At 41.4% G+C, this 25,313-nt stretch carries 27 protein-coding genes; 20 read left to right on the top strand and 7 right to left on the bottom strand.

Annotation, left to right across the window (positions count from 1 at the left end; translation table 11 throughout):
* Window positions 1-54: 54 nt before the first annotated feature.
* Window positions 55-678 (bottom strand): guanylate kinase, encoded by a 624-nt coding sequence (gene gmk / locus AC4MBN_RS12860; protein WP_004787090.1) that lies wholly within the window; start codon window positions 676-678, stop codon window positions 55-57.
* A gap of 134 nt (window positions 679-812) precedes the next feature.
* On the opposite strand from gmk, the gene ispH reads away from it, so the two are divergent.
* The 12 genes from ispH to rplS all read left to right on the top strand — a co-directional run bounded on the left by ispH (window position 813) and on the right by rplS (window position 11,286).
* Window positions 813-1,763 carry a 4-hydroxy-3-methylbut-2-enyl diphosphate reductase gene (ispH, locus tag AC4MBN_RS12855; RefSeq protein ID WP_491880323.1) on the top strand — a complete coding sequence of 317 codons (951 nt, stop codon included), beginning with the start codon at window positions 813-815 and terminating at the stop codon, window positions 1,761-1,763.
* A 162-nt stretch (window positions 1,764-1,925) separates the two neighbouring features.
* Window positions 1,926-2,387, top strand: a complete 462-nt coding sequence (locus AC4MBN_RS12850) for a pilus assembly FimT family protein (RefSeq protein WP_491880322.1) — start codon at window positions 1,926-1,928, stop codon at window positions 2,385-2,387.
* A complete protein-coding gene (locus tag AC4MBN_RS12845) occupies window positions 2,380-2,823 on the top strand; it encodes a type IV pilus modification PilV family protein (RefSeq protein WP_491880321.1) in 444 nt (147 codons plus the stop codon). Before AC4MBN_RS12850 ends, AC4MBN_RS12845 begins: the two co-directional genes overlap by 8 nt.
* Window positions 2,816-3,664, top strand: coding sequence for a PilW family protein (locus AC4MBN_RS12840; RefSeq protein ID WP_491880320.1), 849 nt, complete (start codon window positions 2,816-2,818; stop codon window positions 3,662-3,664). Before AC4MBN_RS12845 ends, AC4MBN_RS12840 begins: the two co-directional genes overlap by 8 nt.
* Window positions 3,661-4,437, top strand: a complete 777-nt coding sequence (locus AC4MBN_RS12835; RefSeq protein WP_491880319.1) for a hypothetical protein — start codon at window positions 3,661-3,663, stop codon at window positions 4,435-4,437. Before AC4MBN_RS12840 ends, AC4MBN_RS12835 begins: the two co-directional genes overlap by 4 nt.
* Window positions 4,438-4,447: 10 nt before the next feature.
* Entirely contained in the window at window positions 4,448-8,146 is a 3,699-nt protein-coding gene (locus tag AC4MBN_RS12830) for a pilus assembly protein (RefSeq protein ID WP_491880318.1), read from the top strand.
* Between the two features lie 2 nt (window positions 8,147-8,148).
* Window positions 8,149-8,553, top strand: coding sequence for a type IV pilin protein (locus AC4MBN_RS12825; RefSeq protein WP_491880317.1), 405 nt, complete (start codon window positions 8,149-8,151; stop codon window positions 8,551-8,553).
* A gap of 11 nt (window positions 8,554-8,564) precedes the next feature.
* Window positions 8,565-8,981: a type IV pilin protein gene (locus AC4MBN_RS12820; RefSeq protein ID WP_491880316.1), complete on the top strand. Its 417-nt coding sequence runs from the start codon at window positions 8,565-8,567 to the stop codon at window positions 8,979-8,981.
* Between the two features lie 142 nt (window positions 8,982-9,123).
* Window positions 9,124-9,381, top strand: coding sequence for a 30S ribosomal protein S16 (gene rpsP / locus AC4MBN_RS12815; RefSeq protein WP_004826436.1), 258 nt, complete (start codon window positions 9,124-9,126; stop codon window positions 9,379-9,381).
* Window positions 9,382-9,402: 21 nt separating this feature from the next.
* Window positions 9,403-9,951 carry a ribosome maturation factor RimM gene (gene rimM / locus AC4MBN_RS12810; RefSeq protein ID WP_341256379.1) on the top strand — a complete coding sequence of 183 codons (549 nt, stop codon included), beginning with the start codon at window positions 9,403-9,405 and terminating at the stop codon, window positions 9,949-9,951.
* 42 nt (window positions 9,952-9,993) lie between these two features.
* On the top strand, window positions 9,994-10,743 hold the full coding sequence (trmD, locus tag AC4MBN_RS12805; RefSeq protein ID WP_491880315.1) for a tRNA (guanosine(37)-N1)-methyltransferase TrmD: 750 nt from the start codon (window positions 9,994-9,996) through the stop codon (window positions 10,741-10,743).
* 171 nt (window positions 10,744-10,914) lie between these two features.
* Window positions 10,915-11,286, top strand: coding sequence for a 50S ribosomal protein L19 (gene rplS, locus AC4MBN_RS12800; RefSeq protein ID WP_004787066.1), 372 nt, complete (start codon window positions 10,915-10,917; stop codon window positions 11,284-11,286).
* A 60-nt stretch (window positions 11,287-11,346) separates the two neighbouring features.
* Here the strand turns inward: rplS and AC4MBN_RS12795 are convergent, their stop codons facing one another.
* The 3 genes from AC4MBN_RS12795 to AC4MBN_RS12785 form a co-directional block, all read right to left on the bottom strand.
* A complete protein-coding gene (locus tag AC4MBN_RS12795; RefSeq protein ID WP_491880962.1) occupies window positions 11,347-12,327 on the bottom strand; it encodes a lipase family alpha/beta hydrolase in 981 nt (326 codons plus the stop codon).
* A gap of 170 nt (window positions 12,328-12,497) precedes the next feature.
* On the bottom strand, window positions 12,498-13,508 hold the full coding sequence (locus AC4MBN_RS12790) for an esterase/lipase family protein (protein WP_491880314.1): 1,011 nt from the start codon (window positions 13,506-13,508) through the stop codon (window positions 12,498-12,500).
* 506 nt (window positions 13,509-14,014) lie between these two features.
* Entirely contained in the window at window positions 14,015-15,043 is a 1,029-nt protein-coding gene (locus AC4MBN_RS12785) for a lipase secretion chaperone (protein ID WP_491880313.1), read from the bottom strand.
* 153 nt (window positions 15,044-15,196) lie between these two features.
* Between AC4MBN_RS12785 and truB the strand changes: the two genes are divergently transcribed.
* From truB to AC4MBN_RS12770, 3 genes are all read left to right on the top strand, one after another.
* Window positions 15,197-16,102, top strand: a complete 906-nt coding sequence (gene truB / locus AC4MBN_RS12780) for a tRNA pseudouridine(55) synthase TruB (protein ID WP_491880312.1) — start codon at window positions 15,197-15,199, stop codon at window positions 16,100-16,102.
* A 15-nt stretch (window positions 16,103-16,117) separates the two neighbouring features.
* Window positions 16,118-16,885, top strand: coding sequence for a sulfite exporter TauE/SafE family protein (locus tag AC4MBN_RS12775; protein WP_004787054.1), 768 nt, complete (start codon window positions 16,118-16,120; stop codon window positions 16,883-16,885).
* Between the two features lie 127 nt (window positions 16,886-17,012).
* On the top strand, window positions 17,013-17,480 hold the full coding sequence (locus tag AC4MBN_RS12770; RefSeq protein WP_180179401.1) for a hemerythrin domain-containing protein: 468 nt from the start codon (window positions 17,013-17,015) through the stop codon (window positions 17,478-17,480).
* A 71-nt stretch (window positions 17,481-17,551) separates the two neighbouring features.
* Here AC4MBN_RS12770 and AC4MBN_RS12765 read toward each other — a convergent pair whose 3' ends face one another.
* On the bottom strand, window positions 17,552-18,436 hold the full coding sequence (locus tag AC4MBN_RS12765; protein WP_491880311.1) for an EamA family transporter: 885 nt from the start codon (window positions 18,434-18,436) through the stop codon (window positions 17,552-17,554).
* A 332-nt stretch (window positions 18,437-18,768) separates the two neighbouring features.
* On the opposite strand from AC4MBN_RS12765, the gene AC4MBN_RS12760 reads away from it, so the two are divergent.
* Window positions 18,769-19,899, top strand: coding sequence for a hypothetical protein (locus tag AC4MBN_RS12760; protein ID WP_491880310.1), 1,131 nt, complete (start codon window positions 18,769-18,771; stop codon window positions 19,897-19,899).
* A 46-nt stretch (window positions 19,900-19,945) separates the two neighbouring features.
* On the opposite strand, the gene AC4MBN_RS12755 is transcribed toward AC4MBN_RS12760, so the two are convergent.
* Both AC4MBN_RS12755 and serA read right to left on the bottom strand, forming a co-directional pair.
* Window positions 19,946-20,812 carry an EamA family transporter gene (locus tag AC4MBN_RS12755; protein ID WP_491880309.1) on the bottom strand — a complete coding sequence of 289 codons (867 nt, stop codon included), beginning with the start codon at window positions 20,810-20,812 and terminating at the stop codon, window positions 19,946-19,948.
* 125 nt (window positions 20,813-20,937) lie between these two features.
* Entirely contained in the window at window positions 20,938-22,170 is a 1,233-nt protein-coding gene (gene serA / locus AC4MBN_RS12750) for a phosphoglycerate dehydrogenase (protein ID WP_005233651.1), read from the bottom strand.
* A 354-nt stretch (window positions 22,171-22,524) separates the two neighbouring features.
* Between serA and AC4MBN_RS12745 the strand changes: the two genes are divergently transcribed.
* From AC4MBN_RS12745 to AC4MBN_RS12730, 4 genes are all read left to right on the top strand, one after another.
* Window positions 22,525-23,934, top strand: coding sequence for an FAD-binding oxidoreductase (locus AC4MBN_RS12745; protein ID WP_125279697.1), 1,410 nt, complete (start codon window positions 22,525-22,527; stop codon window positions 23,932-23,934).
* A 142-nt stretch (window positions 23,935-24,076) separates the two neighbouring features.
* The gene (locus AC4MBN_RS12740; protein WP_312210962.1) at window positions 24,077-24,454 is read left to right on the top strand and encodes a hypothetical protein; all 378 of its coding nucleotides are present in this window, start codon (window positions 24,077-24,079) and stop codon (window positions 24,452-24,454) included.
* 79 nt (window positions 24,455-24,533) lie between these two features.
* Window positions 24,534-24,806, top strand: a complete 273-nt coding sequence (locus AC4MBN_RS12735) for a hypothetical protein (protein ID WP_419364094.1) — start codon at window positions 24,534-24,536, stop codon at window positions 24,804-24,806.
* A 40-nt stretch (window positions 24,807-24,846) separates the two neighbouring features.
* The gene (locus AC4MBN_RS12730) at window positions 24,847-25,110 is read left to right on the top strand and encodes a hypothetical protein (protein ID WP_491880308.1); all 264 of its coding nucleotides are present in this window, start codon (window positions 24,847-24,849) and stop codon (window positions 25,108-25,110) included.
* Window positions 25,111-25,313: the final 203 nt, after the last annotated feature.

Below are 25,313 nucleotides of genomic sequence, written 5' to 3'. Positions count from 1 at the left end.
AATTTCAACAGACTGCACAGTATAAAATGCTTTGTCTGGAGACTCAAGTTTTAATCACTGTTCGCTTGGAGTAATTAGAGCCTGGATCAATTTTTCATGGCGGGTCGCTTGCTGGGAAAGGACCAATCGATTGGCAATTATCACAGATTCAAGATCATGTAATGCCTTATTAAAGTCATCATTGATAATGACATAATCAAAGTTGACATACTGCTGCATATCTTCGACTGCACAGCTAAGACGGTGTTCAATCACTTCAACAGAGTCTGTACCGCGGTTGGAAAGACGCTGACGCAAATCAAACTGGCTTGGCGGAAGAATGAAAATCTGTTTAGATTCAGGAAAAAGTCGACGAACTTGTTGTGCACCTTGCCAGTCAATTTCAAGTAATACATCATGACCTTTGGCAAGTTGTTCTTTTACAGTCGCTTGCGCTGTGCCGTAATAATTACCAAAGACTTCGGCATATTCAATAAAACCACCTTCTTCGACCAGGTTTAAAAAGTCTTCTTTAGTCGAGAAATGATAATGTACGCCATCGAGTTCGCCAGGTCGTTGACCGCGTGTCGTATGAGAAACAGAAACATGAAGATTGTTGACGCGTTCAAGTAATGCTTTAACGAGGGATGTTTTGCCTGTTCCAGACGCAGCAGAAACGACAAACAAGAGACCCGACATGATATTTTTCCTGATATGATAAAATATCTTCTCTATTTTAGAGTAGACCGGCTTTAAACTAAATAGTTGTACGTCGATTGTTTTACATTTATTTCAATTGTTATGCCATAAATTGAGTGAGTATTGAGGATTCTATGGAAATTGTGTTAGCCAACCCGCGTGGTTTCTGTGCCGGTGTGGATCGTGCCATTGCGATCGTGAACCGTGCCCTAGAATGCTTTAATCCACCAATTTATGTACGTCATGAAGTCGTGCATAATAAATTTGTGGTCGATGACTTACGCCAGCGTGGCGCAATCTTTGTAGATGAACTCGACGAAGTACCAGATGACAATATTGTGATTTTTAGTGCACATGGTGTATCTAAAGCCGTCCAGCAAGAAGCGGAACGTCGTGGTCTAAAAGTGTTTGATGCCACTTGTCCTTTGGTGACCAAAGTCCATATTGAAGTGACCAAATATGCCCGTGAAGGCATTGAAGCGATCCTGATTGGTCATGAAGGTCACCCGGAAGTCGAGGGTACTATGGGCCAGTATGACAAGAAAAATGGCGGTGACATTTATTTAGTTGAAGATGAAGAAGATGTTGCGGCATTGACAGTGCATAACCCAGATAAAGTGGCATTTGTGACTCAAACCACTTTGTCGATTGACGATACTGCGAAAGTCATTGATGCTTTGCGTAAAAAGTTTCCTTTGATTCAGGGGCCTCGTAAAGATGACATTTGCTATGCTACTCAAAACCGTCAGGATGCAGTGCGTGATTTAGCTGAACGTTGTGATGTAGTACTAGTAGTTGGCTCTCCAAATTCTTCTAATTCAAACCGTTTGCGTGAGCTGGCAGAACGTATGGGCAAATCTGCCTATTTGGTAGATAATGCCGATGAGCTCAAGCAGGAATGGTTTAGTGAAAAAACCCAGATTGGTGTTACAGCAGGGGCGTCAGCACCGGAAATTTTGATTAAGCAGGTGATTCAGCGTCTACAGGACTGGGGTGCCCAAGCACCAAAAGAACTGGATGGGCGAGAAGAGAATATTACATTTAGTCTGCCTAAAGAGTTACGTATTCCTGTAACACAGGCTTAAATTGTTAACTATTTAACAATTTATTTTTTATTAAAAAATAAACAGATAGCTATAATATGACAGCTATCTGTTTTTTTATGCCTTTTATCTACTCTGTGTAGGTTTTGTAAAATTTATAGATATTATTTTTAATAGGGGAAAGTTTTGGAGTTGGGGAAGAGTGTGCAAAAGAATAAAGGTTTTACGTTAATTGAGCTCATGGTGACAATTGGGGTGCTTGCGATCATTGCATCTATAGCTATGCCTTCTATGACTAATTTTAGGAAAAACCAAGAAATCAGTGAGCAAGAAAAAAAAATTAAATTAACTTTAAGTGAAGCTCGTACTGAAGCGAGGCTACAAAATAAACCAATGAAAGTCGTCTTTTCATCACCAGTGGAAGGGGCTACGAATACGTTATATGTTGATATTGACTTAAATAAATATAATTTCAATTTAGCAAGCAAGGACTTGACTTTTTATAACAATGGACTGGTTGATACCCAGGGAAAACCAAGGTTGTGCTTAACTATATCTGATAAAAAAGAGGCTAGTCGGTCTCGAGTATTGGAACTTTCTAAATTGGGAATAGTGTCCAAGAGCACTGAAAACTGCACTGAGACAGGAGATGATGGTGATGAATAATCAAAAAGGTGTAGGTCTTATTGAAATCATCGCCTCTCTAGTCATTCTTGCAATCGCTGCTATGGGATTTGTTGCCTTGCAATATCGAACCTTGGAAATGGCATCCGAATCTTTAAGTCGTGTTGAAGCTGTCAATATAGCTCGGAATTTATCTGAGCGGATGTATGTGAGTCGTACCTCTTATACGAATTGTTTTAAAGGGTCATGTTCTGGAGATACATTTGCAGGTAAGGATTGGAATGAAATGCATGAGTTGGCAGCCGCTAGAGGTATGAATATAGGAGTCTATAAATGTCCAGAAACGACAAATGGGCGTCAATGTATTTATGTTGCTTGGGGCGAGACAGATGCTAAGCCTGGTTCTTGCACTGAAACTGCTAAATTTGCATATAAGTCTGATGCCAAGTGTGTAGTGGTGGAGGCATTCAATGAATAAATCTCATCTAGGTTTCACACTTGTTGAGCTTATGGTATCTCTGGTACTTGGCCTCATTATTGTCGGGGCGGCTTTTCAGATGTTGCTGTCTGGGCAACGTAGTTTAGCATTTCAAGAGTCTATTCAAGGGCTACAAGATAATGCAAATATAGGTATTAATTACGTTGCTGATGATATTAAGCTTACAAACCTCAATCTGACATTCACTGAAATTAAGCCAAATCAAGTATCTGGTTTAATTGTAAAAAACACCAACTATCTGACCGGAGCTGCGAGTACAAATGTTTCTGGCGAGGGGGTTAAATCATCTTTTATAGCTGATAAAAGTGACGTATTGGTTATTCAATATAAACCAGATCAATCTAAAGAATATGATTGCGAAGGAAATACGATTAATGCTGATGACATAGTTGTTCAACGTTACTTTATACGTAAAGACGATAATGGCAGCGCAAACGACTTTGTATTGGCTTGTGATGCCGGGAAATACAAAGATGGTGTAGCACTTTCAGGTCTAGATGGGAAGGGCCAAATTATTATGAAAGGGGTTGATCTTTTTAAAGTGCGAATAGGTGTTAAAGATAAAGATAATAATTTGTCATATAAAACTTTAGATGAGTTTGCTGATGAACCTAATACATCTAAAGCTGTCTCTCTACAGATTGGAGTTTTAGCAAGGTCTTTAGATAGCATTAATACGAACTCGGAAGAAAAATTAGAGCATAAGATATTTGGTGATAAATATACGATCAAAAAGCCGCCATCTGTAACGACTAAATATGTGTGGATTCCAGTCGAACGTACGATTGCGCTTCGTAATGGACTGGGGGAAGAGTTATGAACAAAGTCAATCAGCAAGGTTCAACAATTATTGTGGTTATGGTGGTTGTTATTTTACTAACGATCATTGGTGCTATGGCTATGCGTGGCGGTATGTTTGGGTTAAGAATTGCGACCAATAGCCAAGCGAATAATATTATGGACCAAAATAATGATGCCTCTTTTTATTATATTGAGAATTTAGATTTTATTAAAAGTCAGTTGGTTGGAACGGGGTTATTTGGTTTTCCTAAAATGGCTGATAACCGTAATAAAGAACTAGTACTTTGTTATCGTGGTGGTTCTACGAAATTCTATCAACTTGGTAAGGTGAGTTTAGTCTATTCAGAACTCGAAGGTGGTTCAGAAAAACTAAAAAAAGAGCATATCGGTGGCTCTTCAAATATGGGATTTTGCCAAGTTAATAATTCAAAATCTGATTTTGTAAGTGGACGGGGAGCGGCCATGACGCAAATTTCCGTTCGTGTAGCTGGTATGTCTGATGATGAGCCATTTTCCCATTATCAGATTGGTACAGATGCTGAAACTGGAAAATTAGACGAAACTATGCGTGTAGTAGTGACATCAACCACAGTTATGCCTGTACTCAGTTCTGCAACGAATAAAACCATAAATGATTGTATGCAAAATTTAAGTTATATCGATGATCCGGATTCAGATTTACCGACTGTCTCTGAGTGTTTGAGTGGTGAAAGTATTCCATTTAAAACACAGGTCGCTGAATACAGTTTAGGTCAATTTATTAAAAAATATGTTGCTCCACCAAACGCTTAGGAGAGCCGTTATGAAAATTAGCACACAGATGAAAACAAAATGGATGCAATTTAAAGTATCGGCTTTATCTGCATCTGTGACAGCATTAATTGTAAGTGGGATTCCTACTCAAATTTCAGCGTCTGATATTGATATTTATCAGGCGGGGGGAACGGGTGGTGTCAATATTTATTTTATGTTGGATACTTCGGGGAGTATGAAATCACAGAGTTTGGGTGATGACTATAAACATACAGCTAATAAGAACAATATAATATCATGCACGACAAACAATTATAGTGGTAGAACTTATACAACAAATAGCGAAGGTTCATATTATATTAAAGTAACAAATGCGGGCTCGGGTAGAGGTACACATAATCTAATCAATGATCAATATGTGTTTGTTGGACCAAATAAAGGAGCATATACGGTAACAGAATATAGGACTAGTGGGTCTGGACGTATAAGAGTTAATAGATCTGATTCTTTTAATGTAAAAATTCAAACCTGTACAGAATCTAAAGAAATTTGTAATGGAGAAAATGGCAACTTTACGCTCCCTTTAGATAGGGAATTATCTATTAATAACTATGTCTATGCTCCTAAAAATGAAAGATACTGTTTGGTAAAAGAGTCATATTTAGATACAGCAAATGCAGATGATGCAAAATATCTAAAAAAAATTAAAAAAATTTGTGAGAAAGTTGAAAATGCAGATGAGTATCGTTGTCTATCTAGATTGTCCTTATTAAGAAAAGGCTTATTAAATCTTGCATCCAATCCTAACCTCAACGAAGAAATATATTTTGCCGTAGGCGTATATAGAGCTAATGAAGCAATTACTGAAAGCAATTATTTAGTCAATGATAGAACTGACCCAAATAATGGGAAAGTAAAATTTATTGCTATGGATGAGGAGGGCCGAAAACTATTTTCTCAAACGGTAGCTTCTATTACCACAGGAAATGGTACTCCTATAGCAAAGGCATTTAATACCGCAGCTGCCGCGCATTATAATAAGATTAATAAAAGCTCTAAGGGAAATGTAAACCCAGAATGTAGTGGTAATGGAGTTTATTTATTAACTGATGGTGTACCTCAAGGGGATTCAGCTAAAAACTATTCAGAACTACGTGATGATAGTAGTGATAAGTATGCACCTTTATATCCAGGAGCATCAGCTCTTGATAATACTGCTGAAAAAAATCCTTTGGGTTTCAGACCATATTGGCGCAGAGTTGCTGGAAGTATTTTACATGTAAGTAGTGATAAAGCCAAAAGTATAAAAACCGCTACGGTTGGGTTTGGAGGGATGTACTATAAAGAATTTACTCCTGCGGAAGAGTTATTAAATAAAGCAGGTAATTTCCAATGTTCAAAGTTGACAGGCAAAGACGGGGATTTGTCGACCTTATGTTATTTAGGGGAAAAGAGTTCTGGGTACGGTAAAGGGGGATTCTATACTGCTCAATCTACTAATGATCTGGTTGATAGTATTTTACAATTCGTAAGTGACGTATCTGTAGAGATCGAAGGTTCTACTATGGGAACCAATACCATTCCTGTAGATGCGTTGAACCCGACTCAGCTTCAAAACTATTCATATTTCCCAATGTTTAAACCTATTGTGGGTGGTGATGAACAATTATGGGCGGGAAACTTAAAGAAATTTGCGGTTAAAACCAGTACGGGTACAGTCGTAGATCAATCAGATAAACCCGTATTTAAAGATGGAAAGATCCAAGAAAAACTCAGTGATTATTGGTATGAAAGTGCTGGTAGTTCTGATGATGATGTGTTTATGGCATGGGGCGGTATGTTGAGCAAGTTGAAAGTGCATCATAAACCGCTTCTTGCTAGTTCAGGCTCTTTAGATTTCCAACGTAATGTATATGTAGATGATGGTAGTGACCTAAAGCATGCAGTAACTGGTGTTCTGAATAGCAATTTAAGTTTAAATAATAAACATTATTTATGGGGGCTGTTGGGATACTCAAAACTTACTCAAGCGGATTTTAATGCACTAGCAGGAAAATCATTTACTGAGCAAGTAAATTATCTTAAAACTCAAAGCACTGTTCAAGATTTCCAAATGGGCTCCGTCATTCACTCAACACCAATTATGCTGACTCAAAAAGGAGTATTTGAAGAAGTTAATGGTGAATACGGTGTTGCTGATCGAGAAGATTATATTCTCGCTGGTACCACTCAAGGTTTAGTGCAGGTTGTAAATGCGGATACAGGAAAAGAAGTCTTTAGTTTCTTGCCAAGCGAGTTTTTAACACGAACTGATAATAGCCAAGAAAAAGGCTTTGCGGAATCACTTGCAATGGGCCGATTTACTACTGCCGATACTGATAATTTTTTCTATGGCGTAGATGGTCCATGGGTAGCCCATACTGAGTATGAATATGCCTTCGAAGGTGATAAAGAAATCATGACTGCCAAAAAGCAATATGCTTATGGTGGCTTGCGTATGGGTGGAAGAAGTTACTACGCTTTAGATTTGTCAGATCTTGGCAAAGCTTCAGGTAAGCCAAAACTACTTTTCTCTATTAAACCAGATGAGCATACATCTGGGGCATTGTCTCATATGGGAGAAAGCTGGGCAAAACCAGTGATTACTTATATTCCATGGAAAGGGCAGAAAAAATTAGCCATGATTGTAGGTGGTGGTTATGACCGCCTATATGAAAAGCAACTTAATAATAATGCATTAAGTGGCAATGTTGCTGGTAATGGAATATATATATTTGATGCTGAAAACGGGGACTTGCTATGGTGGGGTAGTAGTGACGCTGATGGCAATACATCTGGTACTACTGAATCGACTACAGTTGATACGATGACACATAGTATTCCATCACGAGTTAAGGCGGTTGACCGAAATGGTGATGGAATTACAGATCACTTATATGTTGGTGACTTGGGTGGACAAGTGTTCCGTGTTGATTTTAATTCTAAATTAGGTGTAAGTGCTGTTAATACACCATTAGTTAAGCAGGCAGTAAAAATTGCTGATCTTAATGATTCGAATGGAACAATATCAAGACGCTTCTATGAGGCACCGACCTTTACCATTCATAAAAATGACAATGGTAAACGATTTGCAATGGTGACATTAGCTTCGGGGGATCGTAGTAGTCCGTTAGTTACCGAGACTAATTATCCAACAGATTATATTGTCGCGATTAAGGATGATACGGTTACTCAGGCAACAGTCACTGTTCCGACAGTAATTACTTTAAATTCTATGCTAAATATAAGTACTGCCTCTGTTTTTAATAAGGCGACTCATAAAGGCTGGTTCTATCCGATGCCTAAGTCAGATGGGAAACAGTTACGTGGTATAGAGGAAGGAATTGCAATCGATAATGACCTGTATTATTCAGTGTTCAATCCAGATGCGAGTACAGCGAAAGAAGAGGGTGGAGCAGATGATTGTACGGGTGGTGTAACAGGAAAAAGTATTGCATATAAATTCTGTCTGCCATACGGTGATAAAACTTGTTTCGGAACCACTACATCAAGTAATCCGGAAAAAATTGCTGAACTGGGTGCTGGCATTATTGGTTTGACATTTGGTGCAGGTCGGACTCAGGCGAATCATAGAACCCTTATTTTCAATAAAGATGTTAGTCCAGCACCTCCAGAGTATGCGGTGTCGGATAAATTGGTACCGAAACGTTGGTTTGAATATTTACCATTTAATTCTGGCGGTGAATAGTTATGAAAATCAACAAAGGCTTTACTCTGATAGAGTTGATGATTGTAGTAATTGTCCTGGCAATCTTGGCAGCCATTGCGCTGCCAAGTTATCAGGCTCAGGTTCGTAGAGGTAATGAAAAGCTTGCTTTGCAACAGATAGCAGATTTGAGTATGGAGCTTGAAAAAGAAAAGACCCGTAATTTTAGTTATGAGGGGCTTGATGGAAAAAATGTCTCAGTCAAATCAGGAAGTAAAGTTTTATATGATGCTACCGTTTCGGCAGGGCTAAGAGAGTGGTCTATCAAAGCATGTGTAGATCAAACTTTGGAGGATGCTAGCTTATACAAGAATTTTGCTTCTAATAGTAAGGGTGCAACATGCGAATGGTTTGATAACTCTTGTACAGTGCCTGCTCAATGTCAATAAGGTGTAGAGATATGAAATTAAAAATAACAAAGGGTTTTACACTGATTGAGCTTATGATTGTCGTGGTAATCCTAGGTATCTTGGCTGCGATTGCTTATCCAGGTTATACGGGGTACCAAGAACGAGGTAAAAGATTAGAAGCGCAGACAGAGTTGTTAGATATAGCACAGCAATTGTCTGCCTATAAGGTTGCTCATGGTAATTATGATAATGCTGCATCAGCTCCATTTATGGTAGCTAAGATTCCAAATAGTGGAACAGAAAATTATGGTTTACAGTTAACGGTGTCAGCGGATAAACATTCTTGGACTTTAAAAGCTACACCTGCAAATTCTATGGCAAATACCGGTGCTATTACATTAAATAGTTCAGGTCAGCAATGCTGGGAAAAAATCTCAGGGGCATGTGAGCCGTGGGACGGACGCTAACCAAATTCAAAATTGTGGATAACCAACTTTTAATCTTTCATTCAGGGCAAACTTCGCGTAAAATATTGCCCTCTATGAAAGGGGTTTGAAGTGTTCCGGTGGTCGGTACATGAATAATCCGTAAAAACTATAAGGTTCTATCATGGTTGTTATTCGTCTTGCACGCGGTGGTGCTAAAAAACGTCCGTTCTATCAAATCATTGTGACTGATAGCCGTAATGCACGTGACGGTCGTTTCATCGAACGTATCGGTTTCTTCAACCCTACAGCTCAAGGTAAAGCAGAAAAACTTCGTTTAGATGCTGACCGTTTTGCTCATTGGGTTTCTCAAGGTGCTCAACCTTCTGAACGTGTTGCTTCTCTAGCTGCTCAAGCTAAGAAAGCTGCAGCTGCTGCTTAATTTTAAGGTAGCAGGTAGCCCATGACACCAACACAGAATGTTCCCGAAGATCGTATTCAGATTGGACAGTTACGTTCAGCATATGGATTAAATGGGTGGCTCTGGGTCTATTCCAATACAGAACCTATGAGCAACATATTTGACTATCTGCCTTGGTACATTGAAACCAAAGCAGGATGGCAAATTGTCGATGTAAAACGTTGGAAACCACATGGCAAGGGCCTGGTTGTTTCGCTGAAGGGTGTGAGTGATCGCACCGCAGCAGACGGTCTGGTTGGTGCTAATGTCTGGATCTCTAAGTCGCAACTGCCTCAACCAGGCGTGGATGAGTATTACTGGTCTGATTTGAAAGGTTTAACTGTGTTAGGTCTGAATGAAGAAGAACAGGAAGTTAATCTCGGTCAAATCCATGAAATGTTTGAGACAGGTGCCAATGACGTAATGGTAGTTCGCGCTACTGCTGACAGCGTTGATGGTGAAGAGCGAATGATTCCATGGCATAAAGATGTGGTACAGCGTGTTGATCTCGAAGCTGGTCGTATCTACGTAAATTGGGGCGTAGATTATTAATCCTCAACAGGATTAACGCAGCAGGAAAATGAGGAGTCTGCGGTGTTCTTTGCAGTCATTACGCTTTTTCCTGAAATGTTTGAAGCGATTACAGCCTACGGTATTAGCGGGCGCGCAGCAAAACGTGATTTGATGCAAATTCATTGTATTAATCCACGAGAATTTGCTGAAGGGAACTACAAACGGGTGGATGAACGTCCATTTGGTGGTGGTCCCGGTATGGTGATGATGGCTGAGCCATTAGCAAAAGCAATTCATCGTGCCAAAGAGCTTGCAGTGCAAGCGGGTGCAGTTAACGTTCCTGTGGTGTATATGTCACCGCAAGGAAAAACCTTAAATGAACCTGCAGTACAGGACTTCGTTAAATATGACGGACTGATTATACTGTGCGGACGTTATGAAGGTGTCGATGAACGTTTGATCCAGAAATATGTTGATCAGGAATGGTCGATTGGAGATTACGTATTATCGGGTGGCGAGCTCCCTGCTATGGTGTTATTGGACAGTATTATCCGGAGACTTCCGGGTGCAATGTCAGATGAACAATCACACGTGCAAGACTCATTTGTGGATGGTCTGTTAGATTGCCCACAATATACCAAGCCAGACCATTTTGAAGGTATGGATGTACCGGACATCTTGAAATCGGGACATCATGCCAATATTGAGAAATGGCGGTTTTTGCAGCGATATCAGCGCACTTTGGAACGCCGGCCTGAGTTGGTAGAAAAAGTTGAACTGACCAAGCAGCAAAAGAAATGGCTAAAAGATTTAAAAAGTGGCAACAACTAATCCTGTTGTCCAAATCTGTATTTAAGCAATGTTGTTTAAATATTTAAAATAGGCTCTTTATGCATTGAAGCGGTCAAGCATAAAGGGAAAGTCAATCGGGTCTATGCGATTTAGCCTCTATACCCAGCGATGATCAGACCTCTTCTGACTCGCACATATTGGAGATACCCCATGAGCGGTAAGCATCCTTTAGTACAAGCTGTTGAAAATGCTCAGCTTAAACAAGACATCCCAGCTTTTGCACCAGGTGACACAGTAGTTGTCCAAGTAAAAGTAAAAGAAGGCGACCGTGAACGTCTACAAGCGTTCGAAGGCGTTGTAATCGCTAAGAAAAACCGTGGTCTGAACTCTGCGTTCACAGTACGTAAAATTTCTAGCGGTGTGGGTGTTGAGCGTGTGTTCCAAACTCACTCTCCAATCGTTGCTAAAATCGAAGTGAAACGTCGTGGTGACGTTCGTCGTGCTAAACTTTACTACCTACGCGAATTGTCTGGTAAAGCTGCACGTATTCGTGAAAAATTGCCAGCTCGTAAACAAGGTTAATTTTAGCCTTGCTTATCTGCAAAAAAATGCGCCTTTAGGCGCATTTTTTATGTTTAAATTTTATAAACCTTGTAGTTTTAAACGATTAGCATGTTGACGATAAACATCTACAGGGTCTGGTGCGAATATACTCTTCAATCCGAGGACCTGGTTCACTTCATCCAGATGGTTCCAGTTATAGTTATCTCGAATCGTCTTACCAAACTTGGCGCTACAACGAGCCACTAAACCGTCATTTTCTTTACCACCATCAATTAAGAGGCTCGTGACTTTGAGGGCAGAGTCAAGATCCAGAAGATTGGTGACTGTTCCTACGCCAGTAAAGGAATAATTGTAAATCTCTTTATTGCCATATTTCCATTTATATTCACCTTCACCGCAGGCTGTGGTGGGCATGCCAATTGGATATCTCTGGTTAAATTTCGCAGAGCCTAATGCCGTTAAACTGCTGCCACCCGCAAGTGAATCATGAGGATAAGAGTTTGGGTTCAGGCCTTGGGCCCAGGTAATGGCTTTAGAAACCAGATTTATTGTGCCGACCAGCGGTGCTTCAATAGCAGTCCCTTCAGCTTTTAGAATCAGATCTGCAACTGGTGAACCTTTGTGCGGTGCGCCTACTGTGGTCAACGAAGCTACTAGTTTAGGTTCCGAACCTGCTACATAACGAATTGTTGGGCCACCATGTGAGTGTCCGATTAGGTTAACTTTATCTGCTCCGGTAATTGCGGCAATTTCCTTAACCTGCTCCAAAAGCTGTTCACCGCGAATTTCAGAAGAGTTAAAAGGGGAGACCCGTGTTGCCCAGACATTCGCACCATTACGGGCCAGATCAGGTAAAATCTGATACCAGTAATCCAGTCCAAACTGGTCAGTGCCAACCCGGATGAAACCCGCCATACCATGTGAAAATACAATCGGATATTTGGTTTTGGCATATTGTGAACTGGCTTTCGCCGTCACCTGACTGGCCTGAGTGGAGGCATGAGCCGTGAAACAGGTCGCTGCCATGAGCAGACCTGCTGTTAATACTCCATATTTCATCATTATTTCCTCATTCTTGTTGTTGTGTTAAGGCGATCCTCGCCATAATGTGGGGAATAGCCAGCTGAAAAGCCGACCCATTAAGCGTTTTGAGTTTTTTATCTCCTTAGTTTTTTCAAGTGAAAATAACAAAAAAGCCCTTATATTTGTAGATATAAGGGCGATGAAAATTAGAGATTCTGAAGTTTTAAACGATTGGCATGTTGACGGTACATCGCCACCGGATCTGGAGCAAACAGGCCTTTAAGACCAAACATCATATTGGCCAGATCAGTATGGTTTAGCTTGTACTGGTCATTAATCACCTTACCAATGAATGCACTACAACGGGCGACCATGCCATCATTGTCTTTATTGCCATAAGATAAAGGGCCAAGCTGCATCAGGATGGTATCGATGTCCAGTGCATTGGTCGCTTGAGCCACACCGGTCCAAGAATAATAATAGATACCGTTGCGGTCTTTTGGTTTCAGGTTCTTATTACAGTTTTCTGTGGAGGCTAAGACACCATCTTGCACCATCTGTTTGGCCACGCTGGTATTAAAAGAGCTGGAGCCAGTTTGGGTCAGGGATTTCATGGATGCATCGAAATCAATTTCCAGTTCAGGTTTGAACTGTCCCAGTGCGATCAGTGGCCCGATAATATAATCACCGAGAACATTAAAAGCAGTGCGGGTAAGAGTATTGTTCTGAATATCATCGGCCACTTTAGAGCCATGATAGGTGCCTGCAACCCCCGTAATGGATGCAATCTGCTGCGGTCGAGTCGCTGCCACATAGAGTACAGTCGGGCCACCATGGGAGTGACCGATGAGATTGATTTTTTCCTTCCCTGTAATTGCCAGCACTTCATCGACCTGATGAATGAGCTGTTCACCACGGTGGGTCGTGGTATTGGCAGGCGACAATTGGGCGGCAAACACGGTAGAGCCATTACGAGCCATATCCGGCAGAATCTGATACCAGTAATCTAAGCCAATGGTATCAGTACCTATGCGTTGCCAGCCTAGCCAGCCATGCACCATCAGAATAGGATATTTGGTTTTGGCATAGTCTGATTTGGCTTTTTCAGTGACCTGAACTGCACTTGCTGCCGCCTGGGTTTGTGTTGAAAAGCCAAAACCGAGGCCTGCTGCCAAGGAAAGCGCCAGCATCTGTGTTGTTTTAATAAAAGTACGCATAACCGTTCCTTTGTTCATTTTATTGTTATAAAAAGCAATCATTGCTCGGGAGTATTGATGCACGATAAATATTGAAGTTGGATGTCTCGATCGTGCAGACCTAATCTTCAATCACGCGCAAAAATTATTATTTTGAAGCAGAAGCATTTTTTCATGCTGATGAGCCAATTCCATGTCATTTCGGGCCATGCCCGATGAGCATTTATGAGTCCATAAATTTGCAATTTATATACGTATGTATTTTATTGTTAACTCCTTGAAATATAAGATTGATGAATGTTTAGGTTGAAATAGTTAGAAACAAATAACAATGTTAAAAAAAGTAATCAGCCCAAGAAAATCAAGGCTTTCAGAGGGAAATGGCTCTGTCAAACTCTCAAAATAGAGGGTCAGCGTTACTGTTTTTATATAAGAGATGGGACAAAAAGAAAGGGAATAGGAGAAGATATTCGACGCCGTAGCAGTACTGTGTAGCTACGGCGTCAATGAGCAATTTTAGCTGAAAATTAATTGGCAAAGGGTAGGGTCCCACCCTGATCATGTACCTGTTCAAATGTACCTACACGAAGCCGTTCTTCAGGGCGCTGGAAATGTTTCTGACGCAACTGATCAACTGCCTGCTGTTTGGCATTTTCACTCAGGCCACTTTTTAGGATGTTATCGCGCTCGCCCAAGTAACGCGTCACACTGGATTTCCAATTCGCACGTTCATCATCAAGTTTTTCCAGACGTTGGGTTGCTTCAGGACCGACCAGATTCAGTCGCATCTGACGGATTTCTTCCGCAGAACCACCTCGGGCTTTAATATCAGCCGTAAGTTTACGCAGATCTTCCAGTTTATTCAGCTGCTCCAGATTTTCTTGCCAATCCTGCGGTAACTGTGCAAATAGTTCTTTTAGTTTCTGGGCTTTTTCTGCTTCGCTCAGTTGTTTATCCGCCATGACTGCCATACGGTCTAAGGTATATTCATGATAGGTATCTTCAGTGCCAAACAGTCCTTCAATTTCATAATCAGAGAAAAAGCGCTTACGCAGATTCTGGGTGCTGGCATAGATACTGCGGTAGTAAGCTGGATCTTCCTGATCCAGACCTGCAGGTGGGGTCAGTTCTCCCAAACCTTGACGATACTGGATATAACGGTCCCAAAGATCTAGAACTTGTGAGAGCGCAGAATCCTGATAATTTTGCTGAATATAAGTTTTAAAATCTCGCTGGATCTGTTCGAGGGTTTTTTCCCCGTACTGGGTAATAAAATATTCAAAACAGTTACGGGTCTGCTCATTAACGATCAGACGGTTACTGGCATCCATCTGCATCTGGCAATTAATTTCCGTATCCTGCTGGCTTGGACTCGGGAATATATTATTTACGGGGCCATTGGCCAGTGCTGCTGCCTGCTGAGCGCTGCTTTCATTGGTGGATTGCGGGCCTGAGACACGTGCCTGTGCTTCATCCCTAGGAGCAAGCCATAGAATCAGGGTAATCAAGCACAATACGATGAGCGCAATCACGATCCATAGTTTATATTTCTGCATATCCTATGCACCTTTATTTTAATTATCGGATTATTTTAAATTTTGCATTCGGCAGGATAGGAGATATTGCACCTTATATGCTGTAGAAAAGTTGTAAATAATTGGCAGGGGTTTTACCATTGCGCCAATTTATAAAATGTCTGACTTTTTGCCATGAAAGCTTCATCTCCTAAAATTCAGCGTCGTCATATCAGCGGTGTATTTCTATTAAATAAGCCTCTAGGCATCAGCTCGAATGCTGCATTGCAAAAAGTACGCTGGTTATATCGTGCGCAAAAAGCTGGACATACTGGTGCACTAGATCCCTTGGCCTCCGGTCTTTTACCGATCTGTCTGGGTGAGGCGACCAAGTTTTCGCATTATCTGCTGGATTCAACCAAACGTTACCAGACCACAGTTTTTCTGGGACATAGCACTACGACAGGTGATGTCGAAGGAGAGATTCTGCTGGAAAAACCGGTCCCTAAACTGAATGAAGAGTTGATTCAGGAGACAATTGCCAAGTTTGTTGGTGAGATCCAGCAAGTGCCACCGATGTATTCAGCCCTGAAAAAAGAAGGCCGTCCGCTGTACGAGCTGGCGCGTAAGGGCATTGAGATCGAACGTGAAGCACGTCCAATTACCATTTATGCAATTGAGCTTTTATCTTTTACTGAAAATAGTATTACGCTGGATGTGACCTGTTCTAAAGGCACTTATATCCGGGTACTCGGCGAAGATATTGCCAAAGCTCTCGGTACCTATGGTCATCTGACTTATCTGCACCGGATTCAAACCGGTCATTTTGATATTATTCCAAGCTATACCATTGAATATCTGGAAAGCTTGACTGAGGCAGAACGTGAAACACTATTACTGCCAGCTTATGCACCAGTACAACATTTCCCGCAGATTCAGGCACCGGAAGGCCGTGCAGAATATTTTAGTCGGGGTATGGAAAGTAATATCGACCATCCGGCAGAGCCACAGGTGCTGGTCTTTGAGGGCGAGAAATGCTTAGGTCTGGCTGAAATCACGGATAAAAAACGTCTGGTACCCAAACGTGTTCTTAATCTCTAGGCGCGTTGAATAACAATGGACATCGAGATTATCCTCAGTCTGGTGCTTTTTGCCTTTATGGCCGGAGCAATTGACGCTGCCGTCGGTGGTGGTGGTCTGATCCAGATCCCGGCAATTATGAGTAGCCTGCCGCAGTTGCAACCCGCCACGGTATTTGGCACTAACAAACTGGCCTCTATTTTTGGTACAGGATCGGCAGCCTTTTCCTATCTTAGACAGGTCAAACTGCCCTGGGTTTTACTTGGTGTAATTGCGCTGTGCAGCTTTATTAGCTCATTTATTGGAGCAGCCAGTGTCACCTTGATTCCGGTGGATATTCTCAAGCCTTTTGTGCTGATCATGCTGATCGTGATTGCAATCTATACATTCATGAAAAAGCAATTCGGACGGGTACATGTCGAACAAAAGCTGAATAAAAAGATGCTGATACTGGCAGCACTAGGCAGCCTGGCCATCGGTTTTTATGACGGAATTTTTGGCCCGGGGACAGGCAGTTTCTTTATCTTTTTCTTTATTCGTTATCTGAGCGTGGATTTCTTGCATGCCTCAGCTTTATCGAAAATTGCTAATTTCACTACTAATCTCGCGGCACTGAGTTTCTTTATTCCTACAGGTCATGTGCTATTTCTAGTCGGTGCCATGATGGCAGCTGCGAATATTTGCGGTTCGCTGTTAGGAGTTAAACTGGCTTTTAAATATGGCAGCGGTTTTATCCGGATTCTGTTTCTGATCCTGGTCAGTTTGCTGATTTGCCGTATGGCTTATCAGATGTTTTTAGCCTAAAAATAGATGTAAACTATTCTCAATATTAAAGTTTTTTATACAAATTCGCCTTATAAATATTCCTGACCATTTGCCGGTTTCACTCTATGCTGGAGCAAAGGCATGACAAAAACAGGAGAAAAATTACATGACCACCATTTTTGAAGCATTAAGGGAAAGTCATGAAATCCAGCGTGATCTGGCAGAAAAATTACTGCAAACTTCGGGGGATTCGCCAGAACGTCGTGAGTTGTTCAAGCAGCTGAAGAATGAACTGTTTGCGCATGAAACGGCAGAAGACCGTTACTTTTATATTCCCTTGATGATGACAGATCCCGGCCTGAACATTACCCGTCACGCCTTGGCAGAACATCATGAAATGGATGAAATGATTGAGGAACTGACTGAAACTGAATTTAGTAGCCCAAGCTGGATTGCAATTGCCAAGAGACTGTCAGATAAAGTTCATCATCATTTGAAAGAAGAGGAGCATGCTTTCTTCCAGCAGGCCGGGAAAATTCTGGGAGATGAGCAAAAGCAGGCTCTAGCGGATCAGTACAAAACTGAATATCAGCGTTATAAAAAAATGAAAAAAGACATGCTGGTTAAAAGCTAATATTTAAATTTATTTAAATTCAAATTTTCATAACAAAAAAAGATGGTCAAAGTGCCATCTTTTTTATTTATTCAGCTTTCTATTTTCCGGGTTTTATATTGCTGCCGTGCTTCCCGCATGGTCACGCCAACTGAAGCCAGCATAATACAAACCAGTGCTATCGTTTGAAGTAGCGTAATTTTTTCACCCAGCAAGATAAAACCTACCAGTGCTGCCAGAGCTGGAGACAGACTGGAAAGCGTGCCGTAACTGGTTTTATTCAAGTGCTGGAGCGCTTTTAAATCCAGCGCATAAGGAATGGCGGTTGCCAGAACTGCAATGGTAATGGCCTTGCCCCAATATTGGGTATCAACGAGCGCAGGAGCATTGTTATACAGTCCGATTGGTAGCAAACACAGGGCTGAAATACTGATGGCAATCGTCAGTGCATGCATCCCGATATTTTGCTGTACCACGCGTTGCCCAAAATAGATATACAGCGCCCAGCAGAGGCCAGCCCCTAGGGCGCAGGCTGCACCAAACAGATCAAAGTTACTGCTATTGGCTTCCCCCCATGGCACCATCAGCACGATACCTAAAATTGCCAGTAACACCCAGACATAGTCCTTGCGGTTCTGAATTGAGATTAACGCTAGTCCTAGCGGACCAATAAATTCCAGTCCGACTGCAATGCCTTGAGGAAGTTTCCCGAGCGACATATAGAACAGGATATTCATGATGCCCAGAGAAGCACTATAGCAGAGCAGATCCCGCCATTTCAGGAAGTGTAAACGTCGGATAATTTTCCAGGAACGGAACATAACACAGACAATAATGGCGGCAAAGCAGAGTCTTAAAATAGTGACGGTGATCGGGTCAAGCACCAGGAAAAGTTGCTTGGCGAAGGATGCACTGATCTGGTATGAAGTCATGGAGAGAACCATGTACAACACAGCAAGAAGTTGGACGTTTGGCATGGGAGAAACTACTTATACCAGAAGGGTATAATCGAGATACAGAAGAAAGCGGAAGTATATCAAACTGGTTAATTTTTGATGAGTAGGGCAGACGAATATTTTGTGAATGCGAAGCAGATTTTGGATCAGTGAATTTAAATTTTTGATTTCATCCTATGCCAGAAAAATTAAATTCAAAATGAATTATTGATGAGATTGTGGTTACAAATTAATCAATTTTTAATTTGATCTTAATTTTATATTTATTAAAATGGCTTAGACCTCATGATTTGGGTCAACTTTAAAATAACAATGAAAAATAAAACGATGAAAAAATAATAAGGTAGATAATAATGAAATTAAGATTACTCTCTTGTGCTGTCTTGAGCCTTATGCTGACTGCATGTGGTGGCTCTGATTCTGATAATAACGAGCCAGTCGCAGGTCAACCAACCCCAACCAATCCTGGAACCCCGGATAATGGTGATGGAACATCAGATACGATTTCTGAATTCTATACCTATCAGTTCAACCTGCCGAATATTGATGCTTCAGATATGGAGTCGGAAAAGCTTCTATTGGCCAGTCATAAAAATAAAATCGCTGACGGCATCTTGTATGCAGATGATAACCGGACTGTTGATACTGAATATGATCTTGATGAAGATATGACCTTCCCAATTTATGTCACAGAAAAAGGCGTATTCCCTGCAGATCGTGCCCGTACAGCATTAGGTTATAAACTGGAAAAAGTACTGGAAAATACTTCTGAACAATTTACCAGTCGTCCCGTCACTATTCCGGAAAATAACATCAGCAATCATCGACACCTGGAGTGGTATGACCTGTCAGGTAAAGCATTAACTGAACGTACCAATATTGCTGTCGTGAAGATGTATGACGATACCGAGACCAGAGTTTTCTTTGATACTGATACCACGGATGCTGAACGTAAATATTACAATCAGTTTGCTACCAATTTTGTCGGTTTGCAGAAGGCACGTACTTTCCCGAACGGATCTAAATGTTTCCGTATTCTGGCTGAGCATCCGGAGGAAGAATTTATTGAATTTGATCCGGATATCAAAACTGGCTATCGTACACTGTCTGAATGGCAGACAGGCGAGTCTGTTCAAGAGATGGCGAAAACCATTTTAGATGGCACGATGGCTAACCTGAAATTTAAAAAAGCCGAATATAAAGACGATGCTCAGCAATATTATAAATACTTTGGGGCGATCGAATATCAGGGTGAAATTTATTCCAGTACTTTCTCGGAACATGGAGAGCATATTGATCATGCCGATTATATTGCTCAAGCAAGAAAAGCTGCCTTGGACAATTTAAGGGAAGAGGGTGCAACTCCTCTAATGCTCAAATGGACAGATTACCTGTATGACCATCTTGCTTCGGCATGTGATGGCTATAATGTGACAGCAGCTACAGCATTAAATACAGCTATTAAGGATGCAACGCCACGCTAAAATTAAATCAATCATCTTAAAAAAGGCGCTTGAGCGCCTTTTTTATTTAATACTTTCTTCTTTGTGTCGTCACCGTACAGCCAATCGATGCACTGATAATAGTGGCCAGCGCCAGCCATTGTGTCCACAATAAAGTCTCGCCTAAGAATACAAAACCGGAGAGTGCTGCAACCGCAGGTTCTAGGCTCATCAAGGTGCCAAAACTCAAAGCAGTTAAATTACGCAGTGCAATCATTTCCAAGCTAAAGGGTAAGGCACTGGCAAGTGCAGCCAAAATAACAAAATACATGAGGCTGCTTGGCTCAAACACATGAGCAGGCATTCCCGCAAATAGGGCAATCGGCATCAGCACCAGCATGCCCACAAACATGCCCAGACACACGGTATGATTTCCTGATACACCCGAAGGCTTTTGTCCGGCCACGATATATAGTGCCCAGCAGGAACCTGCACCTAAGGCAAACAGGATGCCCATCGGGTCAAGCGGTTGTGCAGCCTGATCAAAGGGAAACAACAGAACCAGCCCCAGAATGGCCAATCCCACCCAAATAAAATCAAATTTCTGCCGGGCATAAAACAGGGCAACACTTAAGGGGCCAATAAATTCAAAAGAGACTGCGATTCCAATCGGCAATCGGTCAATTGCCAGATAAAACAGCATATTCATGCCAGCTAATGCCAAGCCATAACTGATAATGGCTGGCCATTTGACCTGGCGGAAATTGATCTGCCAGATTTTAAAAATGAGCGCCAAAATTAATGCACCAAGAAGTAGGCGCATTGCGGAAACGGTCAAGATCGGGAACTGGCCAAACAGATATTTGGCAAAGGAGCCGCTGCTCTGCATGCTGATCATCGCGATCAGCAGAATCAGCGGCGCTTGCACCATAGGTGCAATTTTAAGATTTGGCATGACTAAATTTGTTTCGATTTCTCGAAGAGCGGAAGAGCAGCATCAGCTGAGTAAGGCTTAAAATAAAAACCTTTAAGCAATAAAAAAACCACAGCCCGAAGACTGTGGCTTTTTAAAAACCTGAATTAGAACAATACGCGAACGCGGATTGTACCTTCAAGATTGTGTAAAGTATCGAGTGCTTCTTGAGATGCAGTTGCGTCTACATCCATCACCAGGTAACCCACATCGCCTTTGGTCATTAAAGTCTGACCAGAGATGTTGATACCGTGTTCAGCAAACAGGTTGTTGATCTTAGACAGTACACCCGGGATGTTTTTGTGGATGTGAAGCAGACGGTGTTTGCCTTCGGTTAATGGAAGCGCGATTTCTGGGAAGTTCACCGCAGAAAGCGTCATACCTTTATCTGAATAAGCTACAAATTTCTCAGCAACTTCCAGACCGATGTTCGCCTGAGCTTCCATAGTAGAACCGCCCACGTGTGGAGTCAGGATCACATTTGGAATGTTACGTAATGGAGAAACGAATTCTTCACCGTTCGCTTTAGGCTCTTTAGGGAATACGTCAACCGCAGCACCCGCAAGATGGCCAGATTTCAATGCTTCAGCCAGATCTTCGATCACCACACATGTACCACGTGCCGCATTGATGAAGATAGAGCCTTCTTTCATTTGCGCGAATTGTTCTTTGGTCATGAAGTTACGTGTAGACGGAACATCAGGAACGTGAATAGAAACAACATCAGCATTTGCAAGAAGTTCGCCCATTGTGCCGACCTGACGTGCATTACCCAATGGTAATTTAGTCACTGTGTCGAAATAGATCACTTTCATACCCAGGCTTTCAGCAAGGACAGAAAGTTGTGAACCAATTGAACCGTAACCAACGATACCTAAAGTCTTACCACGAGTTTCGAACGAACCTACAGCAGATTTGTTCCAGCCGCCTGCATGTGTATCTGTAGATTTTTCAGGTACACGGCGAAGCAGAAGAATCGCTTCAGCAAGTACAAGTTCAGCAACCGAACGTGTATTTGAATACGGTGCGTTGAATACCGGAATACCGCGACGCATTGCTGCATCCAGGTTCACCTGGTTGGTACCGATACAGAAACAGCCTACCGCGATCAGTTTGTTCGCAGCTTCAAACACTTCTTCAGTGAGCTGAGTACGGGAACGGATACCAATGAAGTGTGCATCTTTAATCGCTTCTTTCAGTGCTTCACCCTCAAGCGCTGTTTTGCGATAGTCGATATTGGTATATCCAGCTGCATTCAATGTGTCGATTGCGTTCTGGTGAACGCCTTCTAACAATAGAAAACGGATTTTATCTTTAGGTAGAGATAGATGTTGGCTCATTACGGCTCCGCTACAAAGGCCAAATTTAGTCGCCGTATAATAGCACAGGAATGGGGCGGTTATACATTTCCTTGATGACTACAATATCAGCTATTTTTGCAAGTGATAGTAGTGAAAATGATAGAACTGGTTGAATTAAACTATCATTTTCAAAGGTATATTATCAAAATTGTCATTTTTTAAGGGAAAGCCCCAAAAATAGCTTATAATATTGCGCCATGCTGTTTAAGCTGCCAGTTTTGGTGCTTTAATCATCATGTTTCGCCTGCTTTGTATACAGGTTTTAATGCCTGAAAAATATACAAATAAACTGGCGAGGTCTCTCTTGTTTAATTCATGCTAGGTCTGCAAACGATGAATGCTCCAGTCGCTTTAACCCCAGAGTTATTGACCCAATTGACTGCAATTGTGGGTGAAAACCGTATTAAAACTGATGCGGACAGCCTCCAGAATTGGGGTCGTGATCATACCAAACACTTTGATCCAAACCCATCGGTCATCGTTTTCCCATCTTCGACTGAACAGGTTCAAGCAATTGTGAAGCTTGCCAATCAGTTCAATGTTGCAGTGACTCCATCAGGTGGTCGTACTGGTCTTTCTGCAGGTGCTGTCGCTGCGAATGGCGAGATTGTGGTAAGCATGGACAAGATGAACCAGATTCTGGAATTCTTCCCGGCAGACCGTATGGTGCGCGTACAGGCAGGTGTGGTGACTGAACAGCTGCAAAACTATGCTGAAGAGCAGGGCATGTATTACCCGGTTGATTTTGCCTCTTCTGGTTCAAGCCAGATCGGTGGAAACATCGGGACCAATGCTGGCGGGATTAAAGTGATCAAATACGGCATGACCCGTAACTGGGTGCTTGGCCTGACTGTGGTGACTGGTAAAGGTGATGTACTGCGTCTAAACAAGGGTATGATCAAGAACGCGACTGGTTATGCACTACAACACCTGTTCATCGGTGGTGAAGGTACTTTAGGTTTAGTCACTGAAGCAGAAATCAAACTTGAGCGTCAGCCACACGACCTGCAAGTGCTGGTACTGGGTGTACCTGATTTTGATGCGATCATGCCAGTATTGCATGCCTTCCAGGCAAAAATCGACCTGACTGCATTCGAGTTCTTCGGTGAGCTGGCGATGCAAAAAGTATTGGCCAATGGTCACGTACAGCGTCCATTTGAAACTGAATGTCCATTCTATGTATTGCTTGAATTTGAAGCGCCGTTTGAGCCGATTATGGACAAGGCGATGGAAATCTTCGAGCACTGTATGGAACAGGGTTGGGTGCTGGATGGCGTGATGAGCCAAAGTCTTGAGCAAGTACATAGCTTATGGCGTCTGCGTGAAGACATCTCTGAGTCGATCGCTCCATTCATTCCGTACAAAAATGACATCTCTGTACTGATCACTCACGTACCAGCTTTTATTAAAGAAATCGATGCGATCGTGAATGAAAACTACCCAGATTTCGAAATCTGCTGGTTCGGTCATATCGGTGACGGTAACCTGCACTTGAATATCCTGAAACCGGCTGACCTGACCAAAGATGAATTCTTTGCAAAATGCCAAGTCGTGAACAAGTACGTATTTGATACTGTGAAAAAATACGATGGTTCAATTTCTGCAGAACACGGCGTAGGTATGACCAAGAAACCTTATCTTGAATACACTCGTTCCGCTGAAGAAATCGAATATATGAAAGCACTGAAAAAAGTGTTCGATCCAAATGGCATCATGAACCCAGGCAAACTATTCGATCTTTAATCAGAATAGATTTACAAAAGCGCATCGAAAGGTGCGCTTTTTTTATTACTCTGTAACTGGACTTACAGAGTCTAAATAGCGTTAAGCTGAAAAGCCCGGCATGATAATTTCTGCATAATAAAGATAATCTGGGTTAAACAATATGTTACGGTTATTGGCGGTTACAATTTTAGGTCTGGGTGTGATGACATCAGGTTGTACAACCACCCAGAAAGTGATTGCAAAAGTGCAGTCTTCTTCAGATACACCTTTGGATCAGGTGCTTAAGATGAGGCCTGACCTGCGTGAAGAACTGGCAACAGTCGAGATACGTCAGTTCTTTAATCGTGTTGAGTCACCAACGGTTGGACAGGTAAAAGTGACTGAAACAGGTTTGATGGATGATTCGGTGAGATCGATTCAAACCATTTATCATTTTAGAAAAGAAGAGAAAAACTGGAAAATGAACAATACTGAAAAGCTCTATCAGTGTGTACGCGGTTCAAATACCAAAACTTTCCAGAAAGCAGTCTGTCCATAATAATGTTTGATCTTTAAACAAAACTTCGTTAAAAGCGTATCTTATTGATGCGCTTTTTTGTTTTAGAAAAGGGAAGTTAATGGACTCAAATATATTAGCCGCCACAATTGGTGTTATTGGGGGATTTTTAGCTTCACTCTCACTATTCTACTTAAATAGGTTTTATACTAACTGCGATAAAATAAAATCAGAAAAAATCCTACGAGAAAAATTATTGTATCGTGAGAAAGATAATGAGCTAGGGGCAGATAAAATTTTTATTTTTTCTTTACCTGATCTGAAAAGAGAAGTCTATTTAAATTGTCATGTCAATTGGGATAGTGGTATCACGCTTAATATGATGAAAAGGTAATGAAGATTTAATATGGTTCTTAAGATTCTGTTGGTTAAGTTTGGTAAGGTTTTTTCCTCAAGACCATTTTTCAGCAGAAGGGCATATTGATTATATTGATAAATTTATTACGGATAGGGCCAACTATCATTACTCTAGATTGGACTGTAGTGACCAATTAAAAAGTGGGAGTATTTCTAAAATAACTTTAGGATATTCGATAGCAAAAGATATTGATCAACTGATTATAGAGTTAGTAGAACAACTTCTTCCTTTTGAAGATTCTAGAAAAGAAAAATGGTTTCAAGACTGGAATACTGTATAATTTAATTAATTATCATAAGTATATAAAATATATATAATCTTTATTGAATTAACTTGGAAGAGCTATAAATTTTTTAGTTTTTCACTCGTGCTTATGAACCGGATGATTTGAGGTTAATTCAGAAAGAGAAAATATAATATTTTGATTAGACCATTCAAAAAGAGAACGGATTTAAAAATAGTACTCTGCTAAAATTATTCTTC

The organism is Acinetobacter sp. CAU_H_60 (genome assembly GCF_058599385.1).
Note: the sequence above shows the minus strand (reverse complement) of the source record. Positions and strands in the feature narration are given on the sequence as shown.